At 68.0% G+C, this 17,107-nt stretch carries 15 protein-coding genes; 7 read left to right on the top strand and 8 right to left on the bottom strand.

Translation table 11 applies throughout. From position 1 onward, the window contains the following. The first annotated feature begins 123 nt into the window (after positions 1-123). From IEX71_RS09495 to IEX71_RS09515, 5 genes are all read left to right on the top strand, one after another. A complete protein-coding gene (locus IEX71_RS09495) occupies positions 124-927 on the top strand; it encodes an ABC transporter ATP-binding protein (protein WP_188836781.1) in 804 nt (267 codons plus the stop codon). Then, on the top strand, positions 917-1,801 hold the full coding sequence (locus tag IEX71_RS09500) for an ABC transporter permease (protein WP_229749615.1): 885 nt from the start codon (positions 917-919) through the stop codon (positions 1,799-1,801). The genes IEX71_RS09495 and IEX71_RS09500 overlap by 11 nt, the downstream gene beginning before the upstream one ends. A gap of 43 nt (positions 1,802-1,844) precedes the next feature. Beyond that, positions 1,845-2,906 carry an ABC transporter substrate-binding protein gene (locus tag IEX71_RS09505; RefSeq protein ID WP_188836782.1) on the top strand — a complete coding sequence of 354 codons (1,062 nt, stop codon included), beginning with the start codon at positions 1,845-1,847 and terminating at the stop codon, positions 2,904-2,906. Between the two features lie 118 nt (positions 2,907-3,024). Beyond that, entirely contained in the window at positions 3,025-3,438 is a 414-nt protein-coding gene (gene panD, locus IEX71_RS09510; RefSeq protein WP_188836783.1) for an aspartate 1-decarboxylase, read from the top strand. 3 nt (positions 3,439-3,441) lie between these two features. Further along, the gene (locus IEX71_RS09515; RefSeq protein WP_188836784.1) at positions 3,442-4,278 is read left to right on the top strand and encodes an Fpg/Nei family DNA glycosylase; all 837 of its coding nucleotides are present in this window, start codon (positions 3,442-3,444) and stop codon (positions 4,276-4,278) included. Here IEX71_RS09515 and IEX71_RS09520 read toward each other — a convergent pair. After that, positions 4,268-5,185: a S41 family peptidase gene (locus IEX71_RS09520; RefSeq protein ID WP_229749616.1), complete on the bottom strand. Its 918-nt coding sequence runs from the start codon at positions 5,183-5,185 to the stop codon at positions 4,268-4,270. The two genes, IEX71_RS09515 and IEX71_RS09520, sit on opposite strands and share 11 nt — an antisense overlap. Positions 5,186-5,241: 56 nt before the next feature. Here IEX71_RS09520 and IEX71_RS09525 point away from each other — a divergent pair, with 56 nt between their 5' ends. Together IEX71_RS09525 and IEX71_RS09530 are read left to right on the top strand one after the other, a co-directional pair. Next, positions 5,242-5,766 (top strand): ArsR/SmtB family transcription factor, encoded by a 525-nt coding sequence (locus IEX71_RS09525; RefSeq protein ID WP_188836785.1) that lies wholly within the window; start codon positions 5,242-5,244, stop codon positions 5,764-5,766. Next, positions 5,763-6,185: a PPOX class F420-dependent oxidoreductase gene (locus IEX71_RS09530; protein ID WP_188836786.1), complete on the top strand. Its 423-nt coding sequence runs from the start codon at positions 5,763-5,765 to the stop codon at positions 6,183-6,185. Before IEX71_RS09525 ends, IEX71_RS09530 begins: the two co-directional genes overlap by 4 nt. 13 nt (positions 6,186-6,198) lie before the next feature. Here IEX71_RS09530 and IEX71_RS09535 read toward each other — a convergent pair whose 3' ends face one another. The 7 genes from IEX71_RS09535 to IEX71_RS09565 form a co-directional block, all read right to left on the bottom strand. Further along, the gene (locus IEX71_RS09535; RefSeq protein WP_188836787.1) at positions 6,199-7,830 is read right to left on the bottom strand and encodes a PucR family transcriptional regulator; all 1,632 of its coding nucleotides are present in this window, start codon (positions 7,828-7,830) and stop codon (positions 6,199-6,201) included. A 67-nt stretch (positions 7,831-7,897) separates the two neighbouring features. Beyond that, the gene (gene menC, locus IEX71_RS09540) at positions 7,898-9,004 is read right to left on the bottom strand and encodes an o-succinylbenzoate synthase (protein ID WP_188836788.1); all 1,107 of its coding nucleotides are present in this window, start codon (positions 9,002-9,004) and stop codon (positions 7,898-7,900) included. Then, the gene (locus IEX71_RS09545) at positions 9,001-9,894 is read right to left on the bottom strand and encodes a GNAT family N-acetyltransferase (RefSeq protein WP_188836789.1); all 894 of its coding nucleotides are present in this window, start codon (positions 9,892-9,894) and stop codon (positions 9,001-9,003) included. Before IEX71_RS09545 ends, menC begins: the two co-directional genes overlap by 4 nt. Further along, complete coding sequence (locus IEX71_RS09550; protein ID WP_229749617.1) at positions 9,891-11,033, bottom strand: M20 family metallopeptidase; 1,143 nt, start codon at positions 11,031-11,033, stop codon at positions 9,891-9,893. The genes IEX71_RS09545 and IEX71_RS09550 overlap by 4 nt, the downstream gene beginning before the upstream one ends. A gap of 1 nt (position 11,034) precedes the next feature. Next, positions 11,035-14,388, bottom strand: coding sequence for a serine hydrolase (locus tag IEX71_RS09555; RefSeq protein ID WP_188836790.1), 3,354 nt, complete (start codon positions 14,386-14,388; stop codon positions 11,035-11,037). Further along, positions 14,385-15,092 (bottom strand): ABC transporter ATP-binding protein, encoded by a 708-nt coding sequence (locus IEX71_RS09560; protein ID WP_229749618.1) that lies wholly within the window; start codon positions 15,090-15,092, stop codon positions 14,385-14,387. Before IEX71_RS09560 ends, IEX71_RS09555 begins: the two co-directional genes overlap by 4 nt. A gap of 58 nt (positions 15,093-15,150) precedes the next feature. Next, on the bottom strand, positions 15,151-17,106 hold the full coding sequence (locus tag IEX71_RS09565; RefSeq protein WP_188836792.1) for a dipeptide/oligopeptide/nickel ABC transporter permease/ATP-binding protein: 1,956 nt from the start codon (positions 17,104-17,106) through the stop codon (positions 15,151-15,153). Between the last annotated feature and the right edge of the window lies 1 nt (position 17,107).

The raw sequence follows: 17,107 nt of genomic DNA on the forward strand, positions 1-17,107 counted from the left end.
AGCGTGCGAAATCCGGGCAACGCTCGCAACGCAGACAGCGGCGACCACCAGCCCATAGCGTCCTGCGCCGTGCCCTCATCGATGTGAGTGGGGTCACAATCTCCCCGCACAGAAAGGACGCGTATGTCGCACCTCGTCGAGTTGTCACACGCGACCAAGCGTTTCGTGAAGGCCGGTGGCGGCATCCACACCGCGGCCGCCGACATCACCATGACCGTCGATGCCGGCGAATTCGTCGCCGTGGTCGGCCCCACCGGTTGTGGCAAGTCCACCACCCTGTCCCTCGTCTCCGGACTCGAACCGCCGTCGGACGGCGTCGTACGAGTGAACGACCTTCCCGTCCAAGGGATCCCGGACGGCGTCGGCTACATGTTCCAGGCGGACGCGATGCTGCCCTGGCGCAATGTGCTCGCCAATGTCGCCGCCGGACCGATGTGGCGGGGTATGTCGAAGTCCGACGCACACGCCAAGGCCATGGACTGGATCACCCGCGTCGGCCTGGCCGGCTTCGAGAAGTCCTACATGCACCAACTCTCCGGAGGCATGCGCAAGCGTGTCGCCCTGGCCCAGACCCTGGTGAACGAGCCGAAGATCCTGCTGATGGACGAGCCGTTCTCCGCGCTCGACGTGCAGACCCGGGCGCTCATGCAGAACGAGCTGCTGGAGCTGTGGTCCGGCACCGGCACCGCCGTCATCTTCGTCACCCACGACCTCGAAGAGGCGATCGTCCTCGCCGACCGGGTGGTCGTGATGACCGCGAGCCCGGCACGCATCAAGGATGACTTCCGGATCAACCTGCCGCGGCCGCGCAACGTCGAGGAGCTGCGGATGACGCCGGAGTTCATCGAAACCTATTCCAAGATCTGGCAGTCGCTGTCCTCCGAGGTCGCGACCGCCCGAGCCGAAGGAGCGTCCCGTGTCGCATGACACCCTCACCGCCGACGCCGGCGCGATGAACGGCGCGATACCGACGCCGGCAGAGCGCAAGCATGACCCCCGCGCACAGCTGCGCAAGCACAAGGCCCTCGTCTACAGCCTGCGGGCCTTCGTCCTGGTCGGTGTCCTGGCCATCTGGGAGATCTCGGTCAACCTGTGGTTCGACCCGTTCTTCTACTCCAAACCGAGCCTGATCTGGAAGCAGCTCAGCACCTGGTTCACCGACGGCACCGCGCAGGGATCGATCTGGGCCCAGATCTCGATCACCTTGCAGGAAGCGGTCATCGGCTTCGCCATCGGCGCGATCGCCGGCGTGCTGCTCGGCATCCTGTTGGGCCGGGCACGCCTGTTGGCCGAGGTGTTGTCGCCATACATCCAGGCGGCGAACGCCGTCCCCCGGATCGTGCTCGCGGCGCTGTTCATCATCTGGTTCGGCCTCGGCATGTCGTCCAAGATCGCGACGGCCACGGTCCTCGTCTTCTTCCCGGTCTTCTTCAATGCGTTCCAGGGAGCGCGAGAGGTGGATCGCAACCTGATCAACAACGCACGCATCCTCGGCGCCAGCCGGCTGCAGGTGCTGCGGTCGATTGTCGTCCCGAGCGCGACGTCGTGGATCCTCGCCTCGCTGCACACCGCCTTCGGCTTCGCATTGATCGGCGCGATCGTCGGTGAATACACCGGCGCCACGCAGGGCATCGGCCTGCTGATCAGCACTGCTCAGGCGTCCTTCAACTCCGCGGGGATCTACGCCGGAATGCTCATCAGCACCGTGCTCGCCCTCATCGCCGAGTTGGTGCTCGGTTACCTCGAGCGGCGGCTCCTCAAATGGCGACCGCCATCGCAGAGCGAATCCGTCGCCGTCTGACCCCCTCCTCCACCCCATCCCACCCACAGTCAGGAAATCAGCCATGCACAAGAAACTCGCCGGACTCGCCGCCATCGGTATGGCGGGAGCGCTCGCCCTCAGCGGCTGCGCCACCAAGAACGACCACGGCTCCTCCGCCGGCGCGGGCGGCGGTGGCGGCGCATCGTCGGACACCGTGAAGATCATGGTCGGCGGTATGAGCAAGGTCATCTACATGCCGGCCGCGCTCACCCAGCAGCTCGGCTACTTCAAGGACCAGGGCGTCAAGGTCCAGCTGATCGATACCCCCGCGGGCGTCACTGCTGAGACTTCGCTGATCGCCGGGAAGGCGCAGGGCGTCGTCGGGTTCTACGACCACACGATCGACATGCAGGCCAAGGGCAAGTGCCTGGAGAGCGTCGTGCAGTTCGCGAATGTGCCGGGCGAGGTCGAGATGGTGTCCTCGAAGCAGGCCGGCACGATCAAGTCCGCCAAGGACATGAAGGGCAAGAAGCTCGGAGTCACCAGCCAGGGCAGCTCGACCGACTTCCTGACGCAGTACTTCACCGGCAAGGCCGGGATCTCCACCAAGCAGTACACAACGGTCAAGGCCGGCGCGGACGCGACGTTCATCGCGTCGATGAAGTCCGGCGGTATCGACGCGGGTATGACGACCGATCCGACCGTCGCCCGGCTGACCAAGACCGGCGAGGGCAAGGTGCTGTTCGACATGCGCACCGAGGCCGGCACCAAGAAGGCGCTCGGTGGGCTCTACCCGGCCAGCTCGCTCTACATGTCGTGTGACTACGTCAAGAAGAACCCGCAGCAGGTGCAGAAGGTCGCCAACGCGTTCGTCAAGACCCTGAAGTGGATCAACAGCCACAGTGCGCAGCAGATCTCCGACAAGATGCCCAGCGACTACAAGGGCAGCGACCCCGCGCTCTACGTGCAGGCGCTCAAGGGCTCGAAGGGCATCTTCAACACCACGGGCCTGATGGACGCGGCGGGCGCCAAGAACGCGCTCAATGTGCTCGGCTCCTTCTCCCCCGCGGTCAAGCCGAAGAAGGACCAGATCGACATCAGCAAGACCTACACCACGGAGTTCGCGAAAAAGGCGACTTCCTGATTGACCGGCATACCCACGCATTGAGCGGCATACGAAATCCACCGATTCCGTATGCCGCTCAATGCGTATCCCTGCCGCTCGATGAGACGTGGTCAGCCACACCGGTACCCTCGTCCCCATGCTCCGGACGATGATGAAGTCCAAGATCCACCGCGCCACCGTGACCCAGGCCGACCTCGACTACGTCGGATCCATCACGATCGACGCTGACCTCATGCACGCCGCGGACCTCCTCGAGGGCGAGAAGGTCGACGTCGTGGATGTCACCAATGGCAGCCGCCTGTCGACATACGTCATTACCGGCGAAGCGGGCAGCGGGATCATCGGCATCAACGGCGCCGCCGCCCATCTCGTGAAGCCGGACGACCTGGTGATCATCATCGGCTACGGCCAGGTCGAGGACGCCGAGGCTCGTGACTTCAAGGGCTCGGTCGTGTTCGTCGACACCGCCAACAAACAGGTGTCCATCGGCGACGACCCCGCCTTCGCACCGGCCGGCAGCGGCCTGAAGTCGGCTCGCGCCGCGTCCTGACGTATGCCGGAAGGACATGTCACCCATCGCATCAGCGGTGAGCTCAATCGCGAGTTCGGCGGGCGCGAGGTCCGATCGACCTCTCCGCAGGGAAAATTCACCGGCGCCGAGCTGGTCGACGGTCGCACGTTCGACACCGCGCAGGCATACGGCAAGCACATGTATCTGGCGTTCGAGGACGTTCCCGAGCAGGTGCACATTCACCTCGGGCTGATCGGCAAATTCTTCTTCTTCCCCGAGGCCGACCCGCCGACGGAGAACGCCCGCTGGCGGCTGACCACGTTCGCGCCGGACACCACGATGGAGTTGCGCGGCCCCAACGTCTGCGAGCTCAGCTCCCCGGAGCAGATCGCCGAGACCATCAGCAAACTCGGTCCCGACCCGCTGCGCGAGGACGCCGATCCGGAGGTCGCCCGAGCGCGAATCCGCAGGTCCAGCAGTCCGATCGGCGTGCTGATGATGGACCAGAAGATCTTTGCCGGGGTCGGCAACATCTACCGCGCCGAGACGCTCTACCGGCATCACATCGACCCGTTCATGGCCGGCAAGTTCCTGCGCGGCACCGAGTTCGACCTGCTCTGGGACGACCTGGTCGAGCTGATGCCGCTCGGTGTTCGCGACGGTCGCATCGACACCGTCTACCCCGAGCACACGCCTGAGGCGATGGGCCGCGACCCCCGGGTCGACAAGCACGGCGGAGAGGTCTACGTCTATCGCCGTGCCGGTCAGGAGTGCCTCGTCTGCGGCACACCCGTCAGCACGAAGATCCTCACCGGCCGAAACCTCTTCTGGTGCAAGACCTGTCAACCGCGGTCTCGCCGGCGCACCATCAGGGACTGAGCGTTCGCGGGTCTCGATACGGCTCGCCCCAGCGGGCTCGCCAACTCGACCAGCAGGAGAGCGCCTCGTCCGCCGCACACGGCACATCCGGCACGACGCCGGTGCCCTCCCAGTTCGTGCCGGTGACGGCGTTGACCGAGCGCCCGATCGGCACCGTCACCTCCAGCACGTCGCTGAGCCGGAAGACCTCCACCGGATGCGCGCCACCACCTGTGGTCTCACCGACGATCGTCGCCCGCTGCTGTGCCTGCAGGTTGTAGGCGAGTTCCTCACAGCCGGAGAACGTCAGCGTGCTCGTCAGCACCGCGACCGACACATCATCGGGCAACCTGTCGAAATGCGGCATCGTCCAGAACTGCTGCGCGGTTCCGTCGCGGGTGACGACGTCCTGCAGGTGCACCGGCTCGTCCCCGAGCAGGAAGCCACACACGCAGGCCACCGTCTCCGGCGTGCCGCCTCGCCCGGCACGCAGGTCGATGACCAGCCGCTCGACACCGCGCAACAGCGCGAAGGCGGCATCGACATACGGCTGCGCCATCGGCATCGGTGAGAGGTATGGCGCCACGACCATCAAACCGGTCATCTCGTCGAGGCGCGAAACCGACCGAATGCCACCGGCATTCGCGACTGCCTCGCGGGCGTAGAACTCCCGGTACGCAGCACCGTCGAAGCCGTCCATCGCACCGGTCGACCGGTGCCGCACTCGCAGGTGGCCGTCGTGACTCAGGTCATGCAGCGCTGTCGTTGCTGCCGCTGCGAATTCGGCCGGCTGCTCGCTGGCCGACGGCAGCTCGTCCACGGCGAGCTTGTCGGCGATGTCCGTTCCGCGCTCGGGGAGGATGTAGCGGTCGCGCACCTTGCCACGCAGGTCGTCGATCAGTTGCTGGTCCCGTTCGGTGATCTCCATGTCTGCAGCTTCTCCCTGCCATTGACAAAGCGACAAGACTTCTTAACGCTTGACGTATGCCGATCGCCCAGGACCTCGTAGCCGACAGCCCGGCACAGTTGCGCGCACTGTCGCATCCGATGCGGCATCGCCTGCTGCGCGCGCTGCCTGCCGACGGGGCGACGATCAGCCAACTCTCACGCTTGGCGAAGACCAACAAGGGCAACGTTTCTCATCACCTACGCGTCCTGCTCGACGCCGGGCTGGTGACTCGTGGCCACACCAGGACCGTCCGCGGTGGGACCGAGCAGTACTGGATACCGGTCGCGAGACGACTGCGCTTTCCGGCCGGGGACGGCGAGACAACCGATGCGATGCTCCGGGCGATCGGCGAGGAGATCCCGCACGACGACGACCACCTCTTCAACAATCGCCGGATCAGCATGACCGCGGAACAGGCGCAACACCTCTCGGAGCACCTGGACCGGCTCGTCAACGAACTGCCCGACGGGGACCCCGGACTACCCAGCTACAGCGTGATCGTCAGCGTCTACCGAAGCGACCTCAGACCCGCACCCACCAGGACCAAGGAGCACTCATGACCGACGACTTGCTGCGCGACCTCATTGCCGACAGCCACCTGGCGACCCTCGCCACGATCCGCCGCGATGGACGGCCGCAGCTGTCCAACGTCAGTTACACCTACGACCGCGACCGCGATCTCATCCGCGTCTCGGTCACCGACGGTCGCGCGAAAACCGCCAACCTGCGCCGTGATTCGCGTGCGACGATCCTCGTCAACGCCAAGGACGGATGGTCGTATGCCGCCGCCGACGTGACCGCCACCGTCCATGCGGTCGCTGCCGCACCCGACGACGACAGCGTCGAGGAACTCATCTCGATCTACCGCGCCATCGGCGGCGAGCACGATGACTGGGACGATTACCGGGCCGCGATGGTCGAGGACGGCCGGCTCCCGCTGCACCTGCACGTCGACCGCGTCTACGGGCTCGTGCGCTGACGACAGGGGTCGGTCAGCGGGTCACCACCGCACGCAGCTGCAGCATCGCGGCGAACCGGGCCTCCGAGTCCTCCAGATCGATCTCGCCGACCTCAGCGAGGCGTCGCAGGCGGTATCGGAAGGTGTTCGGGTGTACGTAGAGACTTGCGGCGGCGGCGACCGTGTCCCCGAAATGATCGAGCCACGCTCGCAGGGTCTGCACCAGATCGGTGTTGTGGACGGCGTCATACCTGATCAGCCGCGCGACCGGCCCGGTCGGTTGGTCGCCGCGCGCGACGACGAGGTCGCGTAGCTCCAGCATCAAGGACTCCACGTGCACGTCCGCGAGTTGTGCGACCCGGGGACTTCCGCGTTCGCGCAGCACCCGCAGCACTCGATCCACCGCAACACGTGCACTGGCCAGACCGGTGATGTCCTCGGCGACCGGACTGACCGCGATCAGCGCGTGATGCCCGCGGTCGCCGATCCGATCGAGGAAGTCGGTCGCGATGCTGACGGCATACCGCTCCCGCTGATGCGGCACGGGCACCAACCCGTAGACCACGTCGCTCAGCGCGGCCACCGCCGACGAAGGGTGCACCGTGCTCAGATGCATGGCGAACGCATCGCTCAGTCTTTGTCGCTCGTTGACGAGTTCCGCCCCACTGACGACGGCCGGTGGCGTGTGCTGTCCGGCGATCGTCAACGCGAGGACGACCATCGGCTGATCGGCGACTCCGAGCCGGTCGAGCGCACCGCGCGCACCGACGCCGCCTTCGAGTGCGGTGCCGAGCAGGTCGGCTCGAAGCCGCCGCTCGACGTCGGACCCCGCCCGCTGCTGGAGAAGGTGCAGGGCGACCAGCTTCGCAGCCTCCGAGAAGGCGCGAGAACGTTCCGGACTCAGCGGTTCGTGGACCGCTGCCCACAACGAGCCGAGCAACTCGTCCCCGGCGCGGACGGCGATCGCGGCCCGCGCCATGGTCACCGCGGACGCGGGTAGCGACTCGATGTAGACCGGCTGGTCGGTGCGGTAGAGCTCGCGGAAGACGCCGCGTTCGGACAACAGGCGGGCATATCGTTCCGGCACCTGCCGGCCGAGAATGGTCTCGACCCGGGACTGGTCCGCCTCGTCCTGACGTCCGGAGAACGCCAGCACACGGGAGTTGCGGTCCTCGATCGTGATCGGTGCATCCAGCAACGCGGCGACGGCGTTGGCCACCGCGAACAGGTCTCCGGCCGGCAGCCCGCCCAGGGTCTCGGTCTCGGACCCGCCGAGCTCTCCTTCGGCCAGGAGGGCACGCAGCAACGCGGTCAACTGGGTCCAGGAGGCTCCCCGGGTGAAGGCCAGCAACGCGACGCCGGTCTGTTCGACGGTGCGCAGCAACTGCGGATCCGGCGGGACCGGCGCCCGAACCACCAGTGCGGTCGCGCGTTGCTCGCCCAGCTCACCCAGCAACCGGATGATCCGTTCGCTGCCGGAGACGCCCACGCCCAGCACGAGTGCGTCCGGTCGCACCTCGGCCTCGTCGACCGGATCATGTATGACGACCGCGGAGATCGGCCCGGCGGCAGCCGCCGGCGACTCGGGGGCATGCACCAGCTCGAGCAGCGTGGCGCCCAGATCATCGAGCAGCCGTGTCAGATCGGCTGCTGGTCGTCCGCTCATCGACACCATCTCTTGACGTTACAAGCTGCGATCGTCCCTCCACGGCGTTCAGGTGAAATTGCCTGCGCTACAGCGAAATCCATTCGGTGGACGTCGTGACCGCATCGAGTTGATCGGATAGCGGGGCGACGCCGAGGCCGGGCCCGGTCGGGACCGTGAGGTAGCCCGCGTCCAGCACGAACGGCTCGGTGATGTCGGTGCTGAAATAGCGGTCCGACGCCGACGTGTCGCCGGGCAGGGTGAAGCCGGGCAGCGCGGCCAGCGCGACGTTGGCCGCCCTGCCGATGCCGGTCTCCAGCATCCCGCCGCACCAGACCGCGATGCCGTGCGCCATACACACGTCGTGGATGCGTCGTGCCTCCAGATAGCCACCGACACGACCCGGCTTGATGTTGACGATCCGGCAGGCGCCCAAACTGATCGCGGCGGCGGCCGTTGCGGCGGAGGTGATCGACTCGTCCAGGCAGATCGGGGTGGTGACCAGCTTCGCCAACTGCGCGTGCCCGAGCACGTCCTCCTCGTCGAGTGGTTGCTCGATCAGCAGCAGATCGAAGGGATCCAGCCGGGCCAATTGCCCGGCGTCCGCCAGCGTGTATGCCGTGTTGGCATCGACCTGAAGCAGCAACTCGTCGCCGAAACGCTCACGGACGGCGCGGACCGGCTCGACGTCCCACCCCGGTTCGATCTTCAGCTTGATGCGCACATAGCCCGCATCGATGTATCCGGACACCGCGTCCAGCAGCTCCGGGACCGAATCCATGATCCCGACCGACACACCGCAGGGCACGCTGTCGCGCACCGCACCGAGTTCGCGCGCCAGCGGCCGCCCCTCCGCCCGCAGCTCCGCGTCCAGCACCGCGGCCTCGAGCGCACACTTGGCCATCCGGTGGCCCTTGAAGCCGTGCAGCACGTGGCCGACCCGGTCGGCGGTCAACCGGTCCGCGTCTCCCAGCGCCGGGATCAGGAAACGGCGCAGCACGTCTGCCGCTGCGTCGACATACTCCGGCGAGTAGAGCGGGTCACCCATCGCGACGCACTCACCCCAACCTTCGGCCTGGTCCGTGACCACGCGCACCAGCAGCACGTCGCGTTCGTGCTGCACCCCGAACGATGTCCGGAACGGCGCCACCAACGGCATACCGACGCGCCTGAGTTCGATCCCTGTCAGTTTCATGAATGTCCTTCTCCTCGTGACTGATTCGGGTGGACGGCATCGAGCACGTACCAGCCGTCCCGGGTGAAGGCCCGCGCCCGGGCGCCGCCGTTCAGCAGCTCGCCGAGGACCTTGCGGACCTCGTGCCGCCACACGCTGGCCAGCTCCGGATCGGTGCCCCGCAGGGCCTCCACATCGGGTGGCACGGCGATCAGGAGGGTTGGGGCATCGGTGGATCCGATGACCGGTTCACCGGCCGGCCCACGTCCCAGCGCGACCGCGACGTCGTCCCGATGCCGGAGTTCTGCGGCATACGTCGGCTGCCGCTGCATGGAGCACGCCTCGCTCACGCCGGGATCCTCCAGGTCCCAGCACAACAGCAGGCGGTCGGTGTCATCGCCGGTGTTGATGCGATCCCGCATCCCGCCGTAGAAGTTCGGCAGGTACTCCGTCGGCCGACCGCCGAGCTTGACCAGGTTGAAGTAGGCGTTGCGCGCGATCAGCGGGTCGAACGTCCACTCGATGACACCGATCCCGCGTTCCAACGCCCACGCCCGCTGGTGCAGCTTCAGTGCGTACCCGACGCCGCGGCGTGCGGCCTGCGGCAGCACGCCGGCGATGTGGCTGTGCAAGGTCCGGTCCGACGGGGGTGCGAAGAACCCCACGCAGGCTCCGACCATCGTGTCCGCGACGTAGGCGCCGGCCACGTAGTTGCCGGCCTTCGACAACGCGCGCAGCATCTCGGTGCCGATCGGCGCGTTGGGTTCGGAGTGCCAGATCCGCTCGTACAGGTCCTCCACACCGGCCAGCTCATCCAGGTCGGTCACCGTGCGGACATTGACTGCCGCGGCGTTCGCGGCCGCGGCCGCTTGCTCCTGGGCCGAGGTGATCGGCGACTCCAGCCGGGTCATGGTCGGCCTGCCGGGGTCCCGGAGCCGGTGAGCAGGTCCTGCAACAGCGCGGCGAGCAACGCGGTGCGTTCGGGGAGTTCCGCGACCAGGACGTGCTCGTCGTCGGCATGGGCGCCGCCGCCGCTCGCGCCCATGCCGTCGAGCGTGGGTATGCCGATCCCGGCCGTGAAGTTGCCGTCTGAGCCCCCACCCACCGACACCTGCCGAGGTTCCGGCAGGCGATGCGCCGCTGCCAGCCGACAGGCACGGTCGAACAGCTGCGCCGAGGAGGCGCGTTCCAACGGCGGCCGGTTCGGACCACCGGTGATCGTCAACTGCGCCCCGGGCAGGTACGGCAGCAACGACCGGATGGCGGCATCGACGCGGTCCTGCTCGGCGATCGTGCGGACCCGGACGTCGACCGCGAACTGCCCGCGCGCGGGGACGGTGTTCGTGGTCGTACCCGCCTCCAGGACGGTGGGTGTCACGGTCGTACCAAGCTCCACTGCGCTCAATGCGGCCACCGAGGGCAGCTGATGGGCAAGTTCCAAGCTGGCGTTGACGCCCTTCTCCGGCTCCAGTCCCGCGTGCGCCGCCAGACCGGTTGCCGCGACTCGATACATGGAGACTCCTTTGCGCTCGGTCTTGAATGCGCCTGCAGCTCCTGCAGATTCGAGGACCAGCGTCGCTTCGCAGCCGCGCGCTTCGTCCTCGATGAGCTGCCGGGAGCTCGGGGCACCGATCTCCTCGTCACCGGTCACCAGCACGGTGATGCCGTCGGTGTCCGACAACGCAGCGATCGCGTGGAAGGCCATCACGGTGCCCGTCTTCATGTCGAAGCAACCCGGCCCGCGCAGGACGGTGTCCGTGGCCTCCCACGGGTGGGAGCGCAGACTTCCGATCGGCCAGACGGTGTCGTGGTGACACAGGATCAACACCCGCCTCGGGCCGGAGCCGAGCCGCCACCGCAGATGGGTGCGCCCGTCCAGCACGATCCGCTCCGGCTCGCGGCCCAGGTATCGGGCGCCGAGGCCGGCGGTCAGCTCGGCGCTCGCCGCGACCGCGGCCAGGTCGTCCGACGGTGACTCGCAGATCACCAGGGTCCGGATGTCGTCGACGACCTGTGGCAGCGCATCGCGGAATCGCTCCAGCAGGGCCACGTCACGACACCTTCGGGGTGGCGCGCGCCCCGAAGTGGATGTAGCGCCGTTCTCCGTCGGGCCGATAGAACGTCACCGGGGACCACGTCTCGACGCCCGGCAACCGCATGACGAAAAGGTTCTCCGCGACCGGTATGAGCGCTGCTTCCTCGGTCGGGTCGTCCATCGTCGCGGCGACCGGTCCGGTCACCGTGACGCGCAGCCTCGGCCCCTCGTCGTCGGCTGACACCTCGACCGTCATGGACTCGCGCCGGTACGTGCCCAGCCAGGGTGCGATGTCCACCTCGACCGGCTGGGCCGGCGGCTCCAGCGAATGCTGCATTTCGACCTCCGCCATCTCGGCGAAGATCTCGCGATAGAGGTCCTCGTAGAGGTCCCGGGTGTTGCCGCCGTTGGTGAGCAGCGCGACGGCGAGGTTCTGCTCCGGCAGCACCCGCAGGAACGCCGACTGCCCGATCGTGTTGCCGTCGTGTCCGAAGAGCCGGTGCCCGGACCAGCCGAAGCGGATCCAGCCCAGGCCCCAGGAGTCACCCAACGAGTGTTTGTCCGGCAGCTCCGCATGCTGCTCCTGCATCAGTGCGACCGTCTCCGGTCGCAGCACCTGCGTGCCGTCCGGTGCCAGACCGCCGGTCAGGTGCATCCGCGCGAAGGCGAGCACGTCGCCGACCGTGGAGGTGACCAGTCCGGCAGGTCCCATCGAACGAGGCAGGAAGGACACCGGCGCCACCTTCGGTGGTTCGTCGCCCTCGCCGACATGCCCGACCGCAGCGCCATACAACAGGACCTCCTCCGGCAGCGTGACCGTCCGCTGCAGTCCGAGCGGGGTGAACAGTCGCTCGCGGATCGCCGCGTCCCAGGTCTTGTCGGTGACCCGCTCGATCAGCAGGCCGATCATCGAGAAACCGGCGTTGCAGTAGGACCAGGTCAGTCCGAGCGGGTGGTTCTGGGCCTCCCCGCTGAGCAGTGCGACGTACTTCTGCAGGCAGTCGTCTCCCCGACCCGTGTCTGTGAAGACGTCGCCGTCGATGCCGCTGGTGTGCGTGAGCAGGTGCCGCAGGGTGACCTTCTTGGTCACATCCGGATCGGCGAGTTCCAGCTCGGGCAGGATCTCCTGCACCGGAGCGTCCAGCGACAGCTTCCCCTCGTCGACCAGTTGCATGGCCACGGTCGCCGTCCACACCTTGGTGATCGAACCGATCTGGAAGAGCGACTCGGGGCGCACTTCGGCTCCGGTGTCCACGTTGAGTACGCCGGTGGCTGCCTCGACCAACTCATCGTCCGCCTCGCCGAGCCGGAGGATGCCCAGCTGCGCGCCAGGCACCTTGTGCCGGCGGGACAGCTCGGCGACTCGACGCTGCCAGTGGGCCTGGTCGAGCCTCGGGCGCTTCGATCCCGTTCCGCCATACTGCTCGAGCCAGTCGATGATGCGCTGGTTGAAGTCGAGGCGGTGCGAGGGACGACCGTTGACGATGAACAGGTGCGAACCTCCGGGATAGAGCGCCAACCTGGTCGGCACGCCTTGCTCGCGCAGCGCCGAGAACCATTGCTGTGCCTGGCCGGTCGGGCACCGGACGTCCGCCGCGCCCTGCACCACGAGGGTCGGTGTCGTCACCTCGGTCACCTTGCTGAAGGGCGACATCGCGTCCAGCTGCGCCGAGGGCTGTCGGGTCGGCGCATCAAGCTCGTATGCCGCCAGGAGGTGCCCGGCGTCCGACGTGCCCGCGAGGCTGTTCAGGTCGGCGCACACGCCACCGGCCACCGCCGCTGCGAACCGCTGGTCGCGGCTGGTGAGGTAACAGGTCATGAAGCCGCCGTAGCTGTACCCGCTCACCGCCAGGTGCTCCCGGTCGGCCACGCCCTCGGCGACGAGCGCGTCCAACGGCTCGAGGAAGTCCGCAGCGTCCCCGGTGCCCCAGGCGCCGATGGTCGCGGTGAGGAAGTCGGCGCCATAGCCGTCGCTCGCGCGCGGGTTGACCAGGAGCACGGCCCAGCCGCGCGCGACCAGCTCCTGGTGGTAGAGATGCACGTCGTCGGCCGCACCGTTCCAGGCGTTGTGCGGGCCTCCGTGCACATCCAGCAGTAGCGGCCGTGGGCCGGAGCTCGCGGGGTCACGCATGAGCCAGCCCTGGACGACGGTGCCGTCGGAGATGGTGAAGTCGCGCGACTCACGGGCGAACCACTCCACGTCAGCCAGCTGCGCGCCGTGCTCGGTGCGGACCGTCTGCTCGCCGGTCCGCAGGTCGACCGTGACGATCTCGCCGAGCGACGTGCCGGTGCTGAGCACCACCGCCACGGTGTCGCCGGCCGCAGATGCTCCGGAGACCACTTGGTCGTCGCCGCCGAGCACGAGCTGAGGTTCACCGGAGTCGATCCCGGTCCGGTAGAGGTGGGTGCAGCCTCGGTCGCGCACGCAGAAGAGGACCTCACGGCCGTCGGCGATCAGCTGTGGCGCGGCACCCGGGTATGCCGGGCCACCGGCCATCACATTGCGATCCAGCGGTCCGGCCAGATCGATGAGTTCGGTCGCCGGCACACTCTGCGCCCCGGTCGCGGGCAGCCGGAACAGACCTGCCTGACCCGTCGGCCCGGTGCCGCTGCCGATCACGAGGAGCTCACGGCCGTCGCCGGTCCAGGTGGCGAGTCCGGCCACGCCGTCGGCGAAGCCGATCAGCTCCGGGCGTGACCAGCTGCCGTTCACGTCGACCTGGTGCACGGGTATGACGAAGTTCAGGTCGGCATCTCCCGCCATACCTGCGACGAATGCGAGGTGACTGCCGTCCGGTGACCAATTCGGTTCTGCTGCATGCCAATTGCCTTCCGTGACCTGGCGGCAGGACTTGTCCGAGACGTCCACCACGTGGAGGTGGCTGCGCATCGCACGCAGATAGCCGGCGCCGTCGGCCTGGTAGTCGAGGCGGTCGGTGACGATGGGCGTGTTCGAGGTGTCACTGCCGTCCGCCGCGGGGGCCGTGTCGACCGGTGCGGCGAAGGCGATGTGACTGCCGTCCGGGCTCCACGCAGGCTCCCCCGCTCCGAGCGGCAGGTCGGTGAGCTGGGTGGCCTCGCCACCGTTCGCGGGCAGCAGCCAGACCTGTGCCGGGCCGTCCGCTGCGCGCAGGAAGGCCAGCCGTGAACCGTCCGGCGACCAGACCGGTGTGCTGTCCGCCAGGCCCTGCGTCAGCGGTGCCGGACCGGACCCGTCGGTGCGCACCTGCCACAGGCTCGTCACGGGCTGGTCGGCCTCCACGTCCTGGGTCCGCAGCACATACGCGATGCGGCTCCCGTCCGGGGACAGCGCGGGTTGCTCCGGAACGGCGATCTTCGCGAGATCGGTCACGCGCAGGCGTCGGGTCATGATGCTCTCCTGGTGGGGTCGACGGAGTCGGGTATGGCGGCCAGCAGCTCCTGGGTGTAGGGCTGCTGCGGGTTGGTCAGGATCTCTTCGGCGGGGCCGTATTCGACGATGTGGCCGCGATACATCACCGCGATGCTGCTGGCGACATACCGGACGACTGCCAGGTTGTGCGAGATGAACAGCATCGAGATGGACAGCTCGCGCTGTAGATCGCGAATCAGGTTGAGCACGGTGCCCTGCACCGAGACGTCCAGCGCGGAGGTGATCTCGTCGGCGATCACCACGTCGGGCCGGGCGCCCAGTGCGCGCGCCAGTCCGATGCGTTGCCGTTGCCCGCCCGACAGTTGGCTCGGGTATGCCGCAGCGAGGTCGGCGTCGAGCTCGACGAGGTCGAGCAGGCGCGCGACCTCCTTGGCACGGTTGACGGTGGCACCCGTCGTCCGGTCGCGGCGTGGGACGGTCTCGGCCATGCTCGCGCCGACGGTCATGCGCGGGTCCAGGCACGACGACGGGTCCTGGAAGACCATCTGTATCGGCCGGTCACGGCCCCGGAGCGGCACCGGCTCGTCGTCGAGCAGGATGCGACCGGCGCTGAGCGGTGCCAGCCCGACCGCCGCCCGGCCGAGCGTGGATTTGCCGGAGCCCGACTCACCGACCAGCCCGACGATCTCGCCGCTGGGCACGGTGAGGCTGACGTCGTCCACGGCCGTCGTCCCACGCCGGCGAGTGCCGTAATGCACTGACACACAGTCGAATCGCAACTCACTCACAGAGCACCTCCGCGCTTTCGGGGATCACTTCGATCGGTGCTTCTGCGTTCCAGCACGCGACCCGGCGTCCGGCCGCATCGGTCTCCAGAGGTGGAGCCTCGGTGCGGCACTGCGCGGTCGCCAACGGGCACCGCGGAGCGAACGCGCAACCGGCCGGGTAGGACGTCGGATCGGGCGCCCGGCCAGGGATCACCGCCAACGGTTGATTGAGGGCGGTGTGCATGTCCGGGACGACGGCGATCAGCGCCCGGGTGTACGGATGTCGTGCCGCACTGTGCAGGTCTGCTGCCGGCAGGTCCTCGACGATCTGACCGGCGTACATCACCAGCACTCGGTCGCACACCTGCCGAACCACCGAGATGTCATGGCTGATGAGCAACAACGCGACGTTCTGTTCGCGCCGGATCTCCTCCAGCAGGTGGAGCACCCGACTCTGCACCGTCACGTCGAGCGCCGTGGTCGGTTCGTCGGCGACGATCAGTGCGGGGTCACCCATCAGCCCCATACCGATCATCGCGCGTTGCCGCATCCCGCCCGAGAACTCGTGCGGATACTGGTGCGCCCGACGCCGCGGGTCCGGGATCTGGACCGCGTCGAGCCGGTCGACGGCGCGGTCGTTCGCGTCCTTGCGCGACAGGCCACCATGTCGCCTGGCCACCTCGGCCAGCTGACCGCCGACACGGTGCGTCGGATTCATGGAGGTCATCGGGTCCTGGAAGACCATCGAGAAGTGCACCCCGAGCAGGTCCCGGTGGGCGGTGCCCCCGCCTCGCAGGTCCGTGCCGAGGAACTCCAGCCGGCCGGCCTCGACCGCGGCCGGGCGTTCGATCAACTGGGCGATCGCCAGCGCGGTCAGCGATTTGCCGGACCCCGACTCACCGACGACGCCGACGGTCTCTCCTCGCGCCATACCGAAGCTGACGCCGCGTACCGGGGTCACCACCCCGCCCGCGGCGGGGAAGCTCACCCGCAGGTCAGTGACCTGCAGGACGGTGTCGCCGTCGGGACGATCGGCTTCCGACCGGTCTGGGGCAACGGCCGGTTTCGGCACCCGGACGCGGATCCGGCCGATCGTGGTGGTCACACCGATCGCCTTGGCGACCGCCTCACCGAAGAAGTTGAACGCCAGGCCGGCGAGCACCACGGCGATGCCCGGCGCGAGCGCGGCGACCGGGTGCTCGAAGATCCCGGTGAGGCCGTTGCCGAGCAGTTGGCCCCAGTCGTAGTCGGGCGGTTGCACACCGAGCCCGAGGAAGGACAGTCCGGCGAAGGACAGGAGTGCGGAACCCGCTCCGATCGTCGCATTGACGATCAGCGCCTCGCCGACGTTGGGCAGGACATGGCGCAGGAGGATGCGGAAGCGGTTCACCCCAGCCACCCGAGCGGCCAGCACGAAGTCGCGTTGCTCGACACCGGAGACCAGGGTCTGCACGAGTCGGGCGAAGCTCGGTGCGCCGGCGAGCCCGATCGCCAACACCGCGCCCTTGGTGCCGATGCCGAAGATGACCGCGAAGAACAACGCCAGCAGCAGCCCGGGGAAGGCCACTGCGACGTTGATGACGGCTGCCGTGACACGGCCGACGCGTCGGCCGAAGAGCACCCCGAGGGTGCCTAGGAGCAGCCCGCTGACGACCATGATCAGCGTTGCCAGGAGAGCGAGTTCCACCGACAGTCGGGTGGCGACCAACACCCGGGCGAGGATGTCCCGGCCCAGGTTGTCGGTGCCGGCCCAGTGGTCGCCGGACGGCCCGTGCAACATCTGCGCGGTGTCGGCTCGGGTGGCCTGACCGGACCAGAGGATCGGCGCGACGACGGCTAGCACGAGTAGCGCGCCCAGTGCGATCACCGCGGCTGCTCCCACCGGCGTCCGCACGACGGTCACCCATCTGGAGCGATTGCCCCGGCGTCCACTCGTCGACTCGAGTTCGGTCACGAGATTGGCTGCCATT

This window comes from Flexivirga endophytica, from assembly GCF_014640635.1.
Classification (GTDB): Bacteria; Actinomycetota; Actinomycetes; order Actinomycetales; family Dermatophilaceae; genus Flexivirga; species Flexivirga endophytica.

Bases quoted from the DNA above. Each gene is read 5' to 3' on its own strand.
- IEX71_RS09545 (WP_188836789.1), bottom strand. From the start codon at position 9,894: ATGACCCGGCTGGAGTCGCCGATCACCTCGGCCCAGGAGCAAGCGGCC.
- IEX71_RS09520 (WP_229749616.1), bottom strand. From the start codon at position 5,185: ATGGAGATCACCGAACGGGACCAGCAACTGATCGACGACCTGCGTGGC.
- IEX71_RS09505 (WP_188836782.1), top strand. From the start codon at position 1,845: ATGCACAAGAAACTCGCCGGACTCGCCGCCATCGGTATGGCGGGAGCG.
- IEX71_RS09530 (WP_188836786.1), top strand. From the start codon at position 5,763: ATGACCGACGACTTGCTGCGCGACCTCATTGCCGACAGCCACCTGGCG.
- menC (WP_188836788.1), bottom strand. From the start codon at position 9,004: ATGAAACTGACAGGGATCGAACTCAGGCGCGTCGGTATGCCGTTGGTG.
- IEX71_RS09565 (WP_188836792.1), bottom strand. From the start codon at position 17,106: ATGGCAGCCAATCTCGTGACCGAACTCGAGTCGACGAGTGGACGCCGG.
- IEX71_RS09515 (WP_188836784.1), top strand. From the start codon at position 3,442: ATGCCGGAAGGACATGTCACCCATCGCATCAGCGGTGAGCTCAATCGC.
- IEX71_RS09495 (WP_188836781.1), top strand. From the start codon at position 124: ATGTCGCACCTCGTCGAGTTGTCACACGCGACCAAGCGTTTCGTGAAG.
- IEX71_RS09525 (WP_188836785.1), top strand. From the start codon at position 5,242: ATGCCGATCGCCCAGGACCTCGTAGCCGACAGCCCGGCACAGTTGCGC.
- panD (WP_188836783.1), top strand. From the start codon at position 3,025: ATGCTCCGGACGATGATGAAGTCCAAGATCCACCGCGCCACCGTGACC.
- IEX71_RS09535 (WP_188836787.1), bottom strand. From the start codon at position 7,830: ATGAGCGGACGACCAGCAGCCGATCTGACACGGCTGCTCGATGATCTG.
- IEX71_RS09555 (WP_188836790.1), bottom strand. From the start codon at position 14,388: ATGACCCGACGCCTGCGCGTGACCGATCTCGCGAAGATCGCCGTTCCG.